12 protein-coding genes are annotated in these 12,495 nt (G+C 71.1%); 4 read left to right on the top strand and 8 right to left on the bottom strand.

All coding sequences use genetic code 11. The annotated features are described in order from the left end of the window. Positions 1–13: 13 nt before the first annotated feature. The gene (gene selD / locus ACIA3K_RS23955) at positions 14–1,003 is read right to left on the bottom strand and encodes a selenide, water dikinase SelD (protein ID WP_396803870.1); all 990 of its coding nucleotides are present in this window, start codon (positions 1,001–1,003) and stop codon (positions 14–16) included. 194 nt (positions 1,004–1,197) lie between these two features. Here selD and ACIA3K_RS23950 point away from each other — a divergent pair, with 194 nt between their 5' ends. The 4 genes from ACIA3K_RS23950 to ACIA3K_RS23935 all read left to right on the top strand — a co-directional run bounded on the left by ACIA3K_RS23950 (position 1,198) and on the right by ACIA3K_RS23935 (position 4,588). Continuing rightward, positions 1,198–1,953 carry an amino acid ABC transporter ATP-binding protein gene (locus ACIA3K_RS23950; protein WP_355053240.1) on the top strand — a complete coding sequence of 252 codons (756 nt, stop codon included), beginning with the start codon at positions 1,198–1,200 and terminating at the stop codon, positions 1,951–1,953. A 57-nt stretch (positions 1,954–2,010) separates the two neighbouring features. Continuing rightward, positions 2,011–2,946, top strand: a complete 936-nt coding sequence (locus ACIA3K_RS23945) for a glutamate ABC transporter substrate-binding protein (protein ID WP_396803868.1) — start codon at positions 2,011–2,013, stop codon at positions 2,944–2,946. Positions 2,947–3,028: 82 nt separating this feature from the next. Next, positions 3,029–3,685 carry an amino acid ABC transporter permease gene (locus tag ACIA3K_RS23940; protein WP_355053238.1) on the top strand — a complete coding sequence of 219 codons (657 nt, stop codon included), beginning with the start codon at positions 3,029–3,031 and terminating at the stop codon, positions 3,683–3,685. Between the two features lie 30 nt (positions 3,686–3,715). Continuing rightward, positions 3,716–4,588, top strand: coding sequence for an amino acid ABC transporter permease (locus ACIA3K_RS23935; RefSeq protein ID WP_396803866.1), 873 nt, complete (start codon positions 3,716–3,718; stop codon positions 4,586–4,588). A 103-nt stretch (positions 4,589–4,691) separates the two neighbouring features. On the opposite strand, the gene rny is transcribed toward ACIA3K_RS23935, so the two are convergent. The 7 genes from rny to ACIA3K_RS23900 form a co-directional block, all read right to left on the bottom strand. Beyond that, positions 4,692–6,458 (bottom strand): ribonuclease Y, encoded by a 1,767-nt coding sequence (gene rny / locus ACIA3K_RS23930; RefSeq protein WP_396803865.1) that lies wholly within the window; start codon positions 6,456–6,458, stop codon positions 4,692–4,694. Between the two features lie 601 nt (positions 6,459–7,059). Next, a complete protein-coding gene (locus tag ACIA3K_RS23925) occupies positions 7,060–7,752 on the bottom strand; it encodes a regulatory protein RecX (RefSeq protein ID WP_396803863.1) in 693 nt (230 codons plus the stop codon). Between the two features lie 14 nt (positions 7,753–7,766). Next, positions 7,767–8,813, bottom strand: coding sequence for a recombinase RecA (gene recA, locus ACIA3K_RS23920; protein WP_354884861.1), 1,047 nt, complete (start codon positions 8,811–8,813; stop codon positions 7,767–7,769). 184 nt (positions 8,814–8,997) lie between these two features. Continuing rightward, the gene (locus tag ACIA3K_RS23915) at positions 8,998–9,198 is read right to left on the bottom strand and encodes a DUF3046 domain-containing protein (RefSeq protein ID WP_355053234.1); all 201 of its coding nucleotides are present in this window, start codon (positions 9,196–9,198) and stop codon (positions 8,998–9,000) included. Positions 9,199–9,202: 4 nt separating this feature from the next. After that, positions 9,203–10,630, bottom strand: a complete 1,428-nt coding sequence (locus ACIA3K_RS23910; RefSeq protein ID WP_396803861.1) for an MFS transporter — start codon at positions 10,628–10,630, stop codon at positions 9,203–9,205. 254 nt (positions 10,631–10,884) lie between these two features. Continuing rightward, complete coding sequence (locus ACIA3K_RS23905; protein ID WP_396803859.1) at positions 10,885–11,685, bottom strand: flavin monoamine oxidase family protein; 801 nt, start codon at positions 11,683–11,685, stop codon at positions 10,885–10,887. Then, on the bottom strand, positions 11,637–12,485 hold the full coding sequence (locus tag ACIA3K_RS23900; protein ID WP_396803857.1) for an FAD-dependent oxidoreductase: 849 nt from the start codon (positions 12,483–12,485) through the stop codon (positions 11,637–11,639). The genes ACIA3K_RS23905 and ACIA3K_RS23900 overlap by 49 nt, the downstream gene beginning before the upstream one ends. Between the last annotated feature and the right edge of the window lie 10 nt (positions 12,486–12,495).

Raw genomic sequence — 12,495 nt, 5'->3', positions numbered from 1 at the left:
GGTAGCCCGTGGGTCAGCGCAGGACGATCAGGTGCTCCCCGCGGGGCAGCAGCTCACCCACCACCGGTGCGCCGGGCAGCTCACCCGCGACCAGCAGACCACCGGACGTCTGCGCGTCGGCCAGCAGCAGCCGCTCCCCCTCGTCGGCCGCGCCGAAGTCCGTCCACGGGGTGACCCACTCCAGGTTGCGACGGCTCCCGCCACTGACGTACCCGTCACGAAGCGCCTCCCGCGCGCCCGCCAGGTACGGCACCCGCGCCATGTCGATGGCCACCGTCAGCCGGCTGGCACGGGCCAGCTTCGAGGCGTGCCCGAGCAGGCCGAACCCGGTCACGTCGGTGCCACACCGGATACCGGCGGCGACCGCCGCGCGGGCCGCGTCCCGGTTCAGCGCGCTCATCGAGGCGACCGCCTCCGGGAAGCTCTCGCCGGTGGACTTGTGCCGGGTGTTGAGCACGCCCACACCGAGCGGCTTGGTCAGGGACAGCGGTATCCCGGCCCGACCCGCGTCCAGAGTGATCAGTTCCTCGGGGCGTACGGTGCCGGTGACCGCGAGGCCGTACTTCGGACCGTCGTCGTCCACGCTGTGCCCGCCGGCCAGGTGACAGCCCGCCTCCCGGGCCACATCCTGGCCGCCGCGCAGCACCTCCCGCGCCAACTCCAGCGGCAGCACGTCGCGCGGCCAGCAGAGCAGGTTGAGGGCCACCAGCGGGGTGCCGCCCATCGCGTACACGTCGGACAGCGCGTTGGCCGCGGCGATGCGCCCCCAGTCGTACGCGTCGTCGACGACCGGGGTGAAGAAGTCCGCGGTGCTGACCAGGCCCGTACGCTCGTCCAGCCGGACCACCGCGGCGTCATCGCCGTGGTCCAGGCCGACGAGCAGCTCGGTGGTGCCGGTGGCCGGGCCGAGACCGGCCACCATGACCTCCAACTCGCCCGGGGGGATCTTGCAGGCGCAGCCGCCGCCGCGCGCGTAACGGGTCAGCCGTACGGGTTCCGTCATCCCCCCATTTTCTCGGCAACGCCGTGCCGCCGCCACCGTCGCGGCCCACGGGTGACCGAAACCGGACCCCCGTAGCCGATCGTGACCGGTGTTACCGCTCCGTGACCAACTGGGTTGCGTTCTGCCACATCAGGCCGCCTACAGTTGCCCAACCGGGGGTCGACCGACCCCGATCCGGGGAGACGACAGGGACGGTGGACGACGTGACGACGGGCGAACCGCTCATCGTGCTGGACGCGGTCAACAAGTGGTTCGGACCGCTGCACGTGCTGGACGACGTCTCGCTGTCGGTGGGTCGGGGCGAGGTGGTCGTGGTCATCGGCCCGTCCGGCTCCGGCAAGTCGACGCTGTGCCGCGCCATCAACAGACTGGAACCGATCAACTCCGGCACCATCACCTTCGACGGCCAGCCGCTGCCGGCCGAGGGTAAGCCCCTCGCTCGGCTGCGCAGCGAGGTGGGCATGGTGTTCCAGTCCTTCAACCTCTTCGCCCACAAGACCATCCTGGAGAACGTCACCCTCGGGCCGGTCAAGGTCCGCAAGGAGAAGCCCGCCGTGGCCCGCGAACGCGGTCTGGCCCTGCTCGACCGGGTCGGTATCGCCAACCAGGCGGACAAGTTCCCGGCCCAGCTCTCCGGCGGCCAGCAGCAGCGGGCGGCCATCGCCCGAGCGCTGGCCATGCAGCCCAAGGCGATGCTGTTCGACGAGCCCACCAGCGCCCTCGACCCGGAGATGGTCGGCGAGGTGCTGGACGTCATGACGTCACTGGCGCGCGACGGCATGACCATGGTCGTGGTCACCCACGAGATGGGCTTCGCGCGGCACGCCGCCAACCGGGTCATCTTCATGGCCGACGGCCAACTGGTCGAGGACGCCCCGCCCGCGGAGTTCTTCGCGAACCCGCGCAGCGACCGGGCCAAGGACTTCCTCTCCAAGATCCTCACGCACTAGGCGTCCGTAGTGGAGCGCGCCGCACAAGGGCGGGCTCCGTCGAAGAAGGAGAAGAGTATGCGTATGACGCGCGTGGCGGCGGTCGCCATGATGGCCTCCCTCGCCCTGTCCGCCGCAGCCTGCGGCAAGGAGGGTGAGCCGACGCCGAGCGCCGGTGGAAACGCCTCCGGCGCCGCCCAGGGGGACACCTGCAAGAGCTCCGGCGCGACCTTCACCCCGAAGACGGACGCTGCCGTCGCCGGCAGCCCGACCTTCGAAAAGATCAAGACGGCCGGCACGGTCTCCGTCGGGGTCAAGTTCGACCAGCCGAACCTCGGCTACAAGGACGCCCAGGGCAAGCGGTGCGGCTTCGACATCGAGATCGCCCAGTACGTCGCGAGCACGCTCGGCATCGACCCCGCGAAGATCCAGTACAAGGAGATCGCGTCGGCCAACCGGGAGACCGCGATCAAGGGTGGTGAGGTCGACTACTACGTCGGCACCTACTCGATCACCGACAAGCGTAAGAACGACATCTCCTTCGCCGGCCCGTACTTCGTCGCCGGTCAGGACCTGCTGGTCCGCAAGGACGAGTCGTCGATCACCGGCAAGGACACCCTCAAGGGCAAGAAGGTCTGCTCGGCCACCGGCTCGACGCCGATCCAGAAGGTCCGCGACGAGGGTCTGACCGAGGCGAACAACATCGTCGAGTTCAAGACCTACTCGGAGTGCGTCTCGCAGCTGCTGGACAAGAAGGTCGACGCCGTCACCACCGACGACGCGATCCTCAAGGGCTACGCGGCGCAGAACCCGGACGAGCTGAAGGTCGTCGGCCAGCCGTTCAGCACCGAGAAGTACGGCATCGGCCTGCCGAAGGACGACAAGGCGCTGCGCGACTACGTCAACGACCAGATCGAGGCCGCCTTCACCAGCGGCACCTGGCAGAAGATCTACGACGGCACGCTCGGCCTCTCCGGCTCGGCCGGCACCCCGCCGAAGGTCGAGCGGTACTGATCGACCCGGCTCGACACGAGTAGCGGCGCCGGGCGGGGTTCGTCCCCGTCCGGCGCCCGTGGAGAGGGACTGAGAGCGAGGCATGGGCGAGTTCTTCCGCGTACTGACGGACAACGGGCAACTGTTCGTCGACGGGTTCACCAACACCGTCAAACTTTTCCTGATCGCCGCGGTCGGCAGCCTCGTCCTCGGCACGCTGCTCGGCGCGATGCGGGTCTCGCCCGTGCCGGCGCTGCGCGCGTTCGGCGCCACGTACGTCAACCTGGTGCGCAACACCCCGCTGACGCTGGTCTTCGCGTTCCTCGTGTTCGCGGTGCCGAAGCTCGACGTCAACATCGACTACTTCCCCAGCGCCGCCATCGCGCTGACCGTCTACACCTCCGCGTTCGTCTGTGAGGTGATCCGCTCCGGCGTCAACACGGTCGCCGCCGGGCAGGCCGAGGCGGCCCGCGCGCTGGGCATGACCTTCGGTCAGGTGCTCACGCTCATCGTGCTGCCGCAGGCGCTGCGCGCGATGGTCCCGCCGATGGTGAGCGTGTTCATCGCCATGCTGAAGAACACCACGATCGCCGCCGGCTTCTCGGTGCTGGAGGCCGGCGCCATCCCGGCGTACATGGCCGAGCGGGGCGAGCCGCAGTTCGCCGTCCTGCTCTGGATCACCATCGGCTTCCTGATCCTGATCCTGCCGCTGGTGGCGTTGCAGCGGTTCCTGGAGCGCAAGTGGCGGGTGGCCCGATGAGCCCCGCAGTCGTGAACGGAGGTGGCTGAGTTGAGCCAGGCGTCGATTCTCTACGACCTGCCCGGTCCCCGCGCCAAGCGGCGCAACGCGCTCCTGGGCGTCGTCTCCACGGCCGGCATCATCGCCCTGCTCGCCTACATCGGCTACAAGTTCGCCGACACCGGCCAGTTCGAGGCCCGCAAGTGGGAGCAGTTCCAGTACGCCTCGGTGCAACGCGAGCTGCTCGGCGGCCTGTGGGCCACGCTGAAGGCCGCCGGCATCGCCGCGGTCCTGGCGCTGCTGTTCGGCGCGATCTTCGCCAGCGGTCGGCTCAGCGACAAGTGGATCCTGCGCGCTCCGTCGACGTTCGTGGTGGAGCTGTTCCGGGCGATCCCCCTGCTGATCCTGATCTTCTTCGGCTACTACGTGCCGCTGCAGTACGGCTGGTCGATCGACAAGCTGTGGGCGCTGGTCATCGGACTGATGCTCTACAACGGCTCGGTGCTCGCGGAGATCTTCCGGGCCGGCATCAACGCGGTGCCGTACGGGCAGACCGAGGGCGGGTACGCGATCGGCCTGCGCAAGAACCAGGTGTTGCGACTGATCCTGCTGCCGCAGGCCGTCCGGTCGATGCTCCCGGCGATCGTCAGCCAGCTCGTCGTGCTGCTCAAGGACACCGCGCTGGGCTTCATCATCACGTACCCCGAGCTGTTGTTCGTCGGTAAGCAGATCGGCGGCCGGTTGCCGTTCGGGCTGCCCTACGTGCCGACGTACCTGATCGTGGCCTCGATCTACATCGCCATCTGCGGCGCGCTGTCGGTCCTGGCCTGGTGGTTGCAGAAGCGGATGGGCCGCGCGCCACGCACCGCAGCGAAGGTGCTGCCCGCCCAGGACGCGGGCGCGGACTCGGCCCGGATGATCTGACCGGACGACCGCCAGGGGTGTGATCGACTCAGTTTGGCTGATATCGGGGTGTCCCCATTGAGGGGACACCCCGATATTGCTGAAGTCGCGGTGATCGGGCCGGTCAGCGGGCGATCTCGGTGACCCGGGACTCGCGGACCACGGTGACCCGGATCTGACCCGGGTAGGTCAGCTCCTCCTCGATCTGCTTGGCCACGTCACGGGCCAGCACGGCAGCGCCGATGTCGTCGACGTCGTCCGGCTTCACCATCACCCGGATCTCCCGGCCGGCCTGCATGGCGAAGACCTTGTCCACGCCGAGCTTGCCGGCCGCGATCTCCTCGATCCGCTCCAGCCGCTTGACGTACGCCTCGAGGCTCTCCCGCCGCGCGCCCGGCCGACCACCGGAGCAGGCATCGGACGCCTGGGTGAGGACGGCCTCGATGGTCTGTGGCGGCACCTCGTTGTGGTGCGCCTCGATGGCGTGCACCACGTCCTCGTGCTCGCCGTACTTGCGGGCCAGGTCGGCGCCGATGATGGCGTGGCTGCCCTCGACCTCGTGGGTGAGCGCCTTGCCGATGTCGTGCAGGAACGCCGACCGCTTGATGGTGGGCACGTCCAGCCGCAGCTCGGCGGCCATGATGCCGGCGATGTGCGCGGTCTCCACGAGGTGCTTGAGCACGTTCTGGCCGTACGACGTGCGGTAGCGCAGCCGGCCAAGCAGGGTCACCAGCTCCGGGTGGATCTCGGTGATGCCCACCTCGACCAGGGCGTCCTCGGCGGCGCGCAGGCAGAGCTGCTCCACCTCCTGGCGGGCCAGGTCGTAGACCTCCTCGATCCGGTGCGGGTGGATCCGCCCGTCCAGCACGAGCTTCTCGAGGGTGAGCCGCCCGACCTCGCGGCGCACCGGGTCGAAGCAGGAGAGCAGCACGGCCTCGGGAGTGTCGTCGATGATCAGGTTGACGCCGGTGACCGACTCGAAGGCCCGGATGTTGCGGCCCTCACGGCCGATGATGCGGCCCTTCATCTCGTCCCCGGGCAGGTGCAGGACGCTCACCACGCTCTCCGCGGTCTGTTCGCTGGCGACCCGCTGGATCGCGTCCACCACGATGTGCCGGGCCCGCTGCTCGGCGGTGTTGCGCGCGTCGGACTCGATGTCGCGCACCAGGAGCGCCGCCTCCCGCTTGGCGGACGTCTCGATCGCCTCGACCAGCTCCAGCCGGGCGGACTCGGCGGTGAGGCCGGCCACCCGCTCCAGCTCCCGGCGGCGCAGCTCCTCGGCCTCGGCCAGCTCGGTCTCACGCTGGGCGAGCGCGGACTCCCGGGCGGCCAGGGCAGCGCCCGCCGCCGTGAGCTGTCGCTCCCGCTCGGCGAACCGCTCCACCTCCTCGGTGTGCAGCCGCTCCCGCTCGTCCATCCGGGCCGCCCGCCGCTCCACCTCGGCGGCCTGTTCGCGGGTCGTGGCGGCGAGCACCGCGACCTCCCGCTCGCCGCTGCGGCGCGCGGTGGTGCGGAGCTGCTCGGCGTCCGCCTCGGCCTGCTTGTGCGCCCGTTCCAGCACGGTGTCCGCCTCGGCGCGGGCGTCGTCGAGCACCCGCCGGGCCTCGGCCCGGGCCGCCTTCGCCTCGGCCTTGGCCGCCGCCGCTTCGGCGCGGGCCGCGGAGGCGGCGGACTTCGCCACGTCGATCGTGCTGTTCGCCTGGTCGGCCGCGTCGCGCAGGGCGGCCAGGGACTGCTCCTGACGGTCCTTCTCGGCGATGAAGGCGGGATCCTCCGGGGCGGGCGTCGAGCCGATCCGGCGCAGCGTCCGGATGCCGACCAGCACCGCCGCGACCACGACCACCGCGAGGATCAGGACGGCCGCGAGGAGCACCACGTCGAGGGCGTTCATGCCGGAACCCCGCGAGGTCCATCCGTGCGCCTGTGCCGCCGCCCCGCCATGGCCGCCTCCCCTGAACGTCATGACCGCAGCGACTGTGCCCAGGGCACACTCCTGCGGCTGTGGACGCCCGACCGGAGCGGCTGGCCGTAGATAGCTCTCTCCGCCGGCGGTGCCCTCGGGCATCGTCGGCGACCGGGTGCAGTTGTCGCGGCGTCCCGGACCGGCCAGTCCGGAACTGCCGCCAAAGGCCGTGGAGCCGGCCAAAGTGATGCTGTTCTGTTACGAGATCTATGTTGTGCGCTTAGCCTGCAATGGTCGGGCAATGTGAGCCTGTATGGCGAGGCTAGGTCTCCGAGGGCGGTCTGGTCAAGGACTCATGATCAAACCCCCCGAACGGAGAGAAGTTGCGGCGTCACGCAAAGGTGATGTCGTGTCGGACACGGCAGGACAAAGGCGGCGAGCTGACGCCTCGATTCGACCGTCGTGCCTGTTCAGCGACCGCACAGGTCCACCGACGACCCTTGGATGTGACACCCGCGACCTGATGCCGGCCCATCGGACCCGTTCCTGCGTCAGCGCGGGATCGACCGCAGCACTCGGCGCGTGCCGCTCAGTCGGTCGGGCGGCTGTCCCGCTCCGGCTCGCCCTCGGCGTCGGCCAGGGCGTCGGCGTCGATCTGCTCGGCGAACTCGGCCGCCTCGGCGCTCTGCGCGGCGAGCGCGTCCTTCACCGCCCGGATGGCCACGCCGGGCGGGTAACCCTTGCGGGCCAGCATGCCCACCAGCCGGCGGAAGACCGCGTCCGGCTCACCCCGGGCGGTCCGCAGTTTGCGCTCCACGAGGGCGCGGGCGGTCTCCGCCTCGGTCTCCTCGTCCAACTCGCCCAACGCCTCGGTGGCCACCTCGCCGTCCACGCCCTTGCGGCGCAGCTCGTTGGCGAGCGCCCGGCGGGCGAGACCGCGCCCGGAGTGTCGACTCGACACCCAGGCTCGAGCGAACGCGGCGTCGTCGATGATGCCGACCTCGTCGTACCGGTCGAGCACGTCGGCCGACACCTCTTCGGAGATGCCCCGCTTGGCCAGCGCCCCGGCCAGCTCGGCGCGGGTGCGCGGTCGCACGGCGAGTTGGCGCAGGCAGATCTCGCGAGCCAGCTCGGACTCGTCGCGCGGTGGGGACGCCTGCTCGTCGGCCGGCGACTCGGCCCGACGGCTGCCCCGGCGGGGGCGCGGCGGAGCGGCGTCGTCGCCCGTACGAGGCGGACTGGCATCCCAGCCCCGCCCCGTACGGGCGCGTCGTCCTGCCATCGGTCAGCGACCGGTCAGAAGTCGACCGGCGGCAGCTCCGGGCCACCGGCGGCGTCGCCCGCGCCGACCCCGACGCCGAGCTTCTCCAGGATCTTCTTCTCGATCTCGGCGGCCACGTCCGGGTTCTCCTTCAGGAACTCCCGGGCCTTCTCCTTGCCCTGGCCGAGCTGGTCGCCGTCGTACGTGTACCACGCGCCGGACTTGCGGATGATCGCCTGCTCCACGCCGACGTCGATCAGCGAGCCCTCGCGCGAGATGCCCTTGCCGTACATGATGTCGAACTCGGCCTGCTTGAACGGCGCGGCCACCTTGTTCTTGACGACCTTGACCCGGGTGCGGTTACCGACCACGTCGGTGCCGTCCTTGAGGCTCTCGATGCGGCGCACGTCGAGCCGGACCGAGGCGTAGAACTTCAGCGCCCGACCACCGGTCGTGGTCTCCGGGCTGCCGAACATCACGCCGATCTTTTCCCGGAGCTGGTTGATGAAGATCGCCGTGGTGCCGGTGTTGCTGAGCACACCGGTGATCTTGCGCAGCGCCTGGCTCATCAGCCGGGCCTGGAGACCCACGTGGCTGTCGCCCATCTCGCCCTCGATCTCGGCGCGGGGCACCAGGGCCGCCACCGAGTCGATCACGATGATGTCGATCGCGCCCGAGCGGATCAGCATGTCGGCGATCTCCAGCGCCTGCTCGCCCGTGTCCGGCTGGGAGACCAGCATCGCGTCGGTGTCGACGCCGAGGGCCTTCGCGTACTCCGGGTCGAGCGCGTGCTCGGCGTCGATGAAGGCGGCGATGCCGCCGGCCCGCTGGGCGCTGGCCACCGAGTGCAGGGCCACCGTGGTCTTACCGCTGGACTCGGGGCCGTAGATCTCGACCACCCGGCCGCGCGGCAGGCCGCCCACGCCGAGCGCCACATCGAGCGCGATGGAACCGGTCGGGATCACGGCGGTCTGGACGACCGGCCGCTCTCCCAGCCGCATCACCGAGCCCTTGCCGAACTGCTTGTCAATCTGAGCGAGAGCAAGGTCGAGTGCCTTCTCCCGGTCAGGCCCTGCTGCCATGGTTGCCACCCCTGCCTTCGCCGGCGTCTTTGCTGAGCTTCGCGTCACGCGGACACGCTAGGCGCTAGGTCCGACAGAAAACCAGCCGACGGGCCGCGAGCTGTGGACGAGCACCCCGCTGTGGACAATAGCCGAACAGGTGTACGACTCGACAAGCGACACGCGGAACCGACGAAAAGGCTGCTCAGCGTAGTCGCGCGGGTACGCGGTCGGGATACGCGGCGCAGACCGCCCGCCACACCACGTTCGTCCGCTCCCCCGCCGACAACGCCTGCTCGATGGTCCGGCCGCCAAGCTGGGACAGCACCTGATCCCGGGCGATGCTGGCCGCGTAGCCCGGCCCGAACGCCTCCTCCAACCGCGCCCAGAAGTCGGTCAGCCGCACGTGATCAACCCTCCTCATCCGGCGCCCCGGTCGGCACCGGGCGCAACGCTAGCGCCACCAGGGGCACGGTCGCGACCGCCGCGAGCAGGGTGAGCACGGGATAACCGGCCACCTGCATGACAAACCCGCTGAGCACCGCGGCGCTCGCGCCCGCCAACCCCATGATCATGTCTGAGAATCCCTGGACGCTCGGCCGCACATCGGCCGACACCGACTCGGAGAGCAGCGTCGAGCCGGCCACCATCGTCCCCGACCAGCCCAGCCCGAGCAGGACGAGACCGACCGAGAGCCGAGGCGTGTGGTGCCCGGCGGTGCCGGCCACCGCGCAGGCGGCCAGCAGCAGTCCGACCCCGCCCAGGATCACCGCCCGCCGCCCGAGCCGGTCGGTGAGCCAGCCGACGACCGGGGAGAACGCGTACATGCCGGCGATGTGCAGACTCAGCACGATCCCGACCAGCCGCAGCACGTCGGCGTCGGCGTGCGACTCACCGAGCCGCACCGGGGTCATCGCCATCACCGCCACCATCACCAGATGACCCACCGCCACCGCGGCGATGCCGAGCCGGGCGGCGGGCTGTGCGCGTACCACCGACCAGGCCGCCCGCATCCCGGCGCCGCGTGGCGCGCGGGCACCGACCGGCGCGGCGGCCGGCCCGACGCCACCGCCCGCCGGCGACCCGGCGGTCCCGGCGGTGGGGCCGGGCGCGGTCGCCGCCGCCGCACCGCCCGACGGCACGGCGGCGACCGGCCCGTGACCGTCGGGCACGGATGCGGCGTCGGCCGCCGCGAGTCGCCGGGCGGTGAGCAGCGGATCGGGCCGCAACAGACCGAGGAGTACGACGGCAGCCAGCACGAACGCTGCCGCGCTGAACGCGAACGGGCCGGCCAGCGCGGGCAGCCCCCAGCCGGTGGTCACCCGGTCGGCCAGGGCGGCGAAGTTCGGCGCGGCCACCGCGCCGATGGTGGTGGCCCAGACGATCAGCGAGAGCTGGCGACCCCGACGGGCCGGCTCGGCGAGATCCACGGCGGTGTAGCGGGCCTGGAGGTTGGCGGCGGTGCCGCCACCGAACAGCAGCATGCCGAGAAGGAGCAGCGGCACCGAGCGGGTGGCCGCCGCCAACACCACGAGGACGCCACCGACGGCGCCCACCGTGTACGCCAGCACCAGGCCGGGCCGCCGACCGTGCCGGGCCATGATCCGGGTGACCGGGACGGCGAGCAGCGCCGCGCCGACCACACCGGCACTCTGCGCGATGCCGGCCAGCGCGGTGCCGGCCACCCGGTCGGCGAGCAGCGCGCCCACGGAGATGCCGATGGTCACGCCGATGCCGCCGATGATCTGGGTGGTGAAGAGCAGCCGCATGGTGCGCCGCTGAACCGGCGCGAAGTCGAGTCGGGCGGCGGTACGCGGCTCGGTCAGGTCGGTGGCCATCGGTGCTCCTCGAGGACGGGGGTCCCCATCCTCGCGCACCCACTCCGACCCCGACGTCCCGCAGGCGGCGCTACCCGCCCCGCCCCGCCCCGCACGCCCGCACACCGCACACCCGCACACCGGACGCCCGCACACCGGGACGCCCGCAAGATCCGCGCAACTTCAGGGAAGTTGCTGGCTCGGCGCGCCGGGAAGCAGCAGTTTCCCCGAAGGTGCGCGGATCTTGGTCGGCGTCGGAGGGGACGCGTGGGACGTCAGCCGGTCATCACCCGCTGGTGCAGGGACGACACCGCCGCGCGGGCCGCCACGAACGCGCCGTGCTGCCAGGCCACCTCGTGACTGAGCCAGTCCCCGGCGAAGTAGACCCGCCCGGCCGGCTGGAGCAGCCGGTCGTACCCGGCGGTGCCGTACCGGGGTGAGGTCCAGGCGCCCTCGATGTAGCGGGTCCGGTCCCAGGCGTGCGAGTACGAGGTGACCAGCTCGCTGCGGTACTTGTCGCCGTGGATCTTCACGCCCTGGCTGACCGCCCGCTCCTGGCGCAGCTCGGGGGTGAGCCCGCTGTAGGCCCGGGCGTTCGCCCCGGTGTTGTAGTAGCCGACGACCAGGCCGCGCTTGCCGTGGAAGCCGTAGGACGGGTACCAGATGTGCGACAGGTCCAGGTCGGTCTCGGTGATGCCGCCGTAGATCCGCTGGTCGGTCTCCCACCAACGGCTGCGGTACTCCAGACCGATCTTGCCGGCGGCGGTGACGGGGAAGTCGGCCAGGGCGGCGGTCACGTCGACGCCGAGGTTGTGCGGCACCCGGGCCATCAGGTGCGGTGGCAGCGCGGCCACGCAGTAGTCGGCGGTGATCTGCGACAGCCGGCCGCCCTGGCGATAGGTCACCTCGACCCGACTGCCCCGGTCCGTCACTCCGGTCACCTCGGCGTTGAGGCGGATCCGGTGCCCGCCGACGGCCTTGGCGAGGGCACGGGGGATCTGGTCCATCCCCCCGACCGGCTGGAACATCAGCATCGCCTGGTCGTAGCCGAACTCGAAGGAGAAGTACCGGCCCACGTTGCTGGCGAAGACGTCGGAGAGCGCCGGCGGCGCACCGAGCAGGCTGCCGACGTCGTTACCCGCGCCGGGGTACGTGGAGAAGCCGCGACGGCTGGTCCCGGTGTACGCCCAGTCGCTGGCACGCCCGCCGATCGCGCCGAAGCTCTGCAGGAACGACAGCAGCCGCTCCCGGTCCTCGGTGGTGAGTCGCGCGTCCAGCCCTGGTCGGTGGCCTTCGCGAGCATCTCCGAGACGTAGCCGTAGACGTCGGCCTTGGCGGTGCGGTAGCGGACCGGCTCGGTCATCCCGGCGGACTCGTTGTAGATCCAGGCGTCGGCGTTCTGGTTGGTGAAGACCTCGACGGGTACGCCCAACTCCCGGCAGTAGTCCATGGTGACCATCCACTGTGCGATCCGGCCCGGCCCGGCGTTGAAGTAGACGCCGTCGGAGAAGCCGGCCCGCTGGGTGTGGCCGTCGAGGTCGGTCTCGACGTCACCGCCACGGATGGTCAGGTTCCGCCCGCCGACGCGGTGCCGCGCCTCCAGGACCGTGCAGTGGTAACCCGCCTTGCCCAGCTCGTACGCGGCGGTGAGCCCCGCGATGCCGCCGCCCAGCACGACGACGCTGGCGCCGGGCCGCCCGGACAGGGTGAAGTCGGACGGTTCCGGTGCCCGGAAGGCCGGCGTCGGCGACGCGGCGGCGCTGGGCGCGAGACCCATGGCGCCCATCGTGGCGAGCATCGCGCCGGCCCCACCGCTGACCCCGACCGCGCGCAGGAATCCACGCCGGCTCACCGTCGACTGCGTCTGATCACTCATGAACGCCCTC

Origin of the sequence: Micromonospora sp. NPDC051543, from assembly GCF_044454415.1 — a bacterium.
Lineage (GTDB): Bacteria > Actinomycetota > Actinomycetes > Mycobacteriales > Micromonosporaceae > Micromonospora.
Note: the sequence above shows the minus strand (reverse complement) of the source record. Positions and strands in the feature narration are given on the sequence as shown.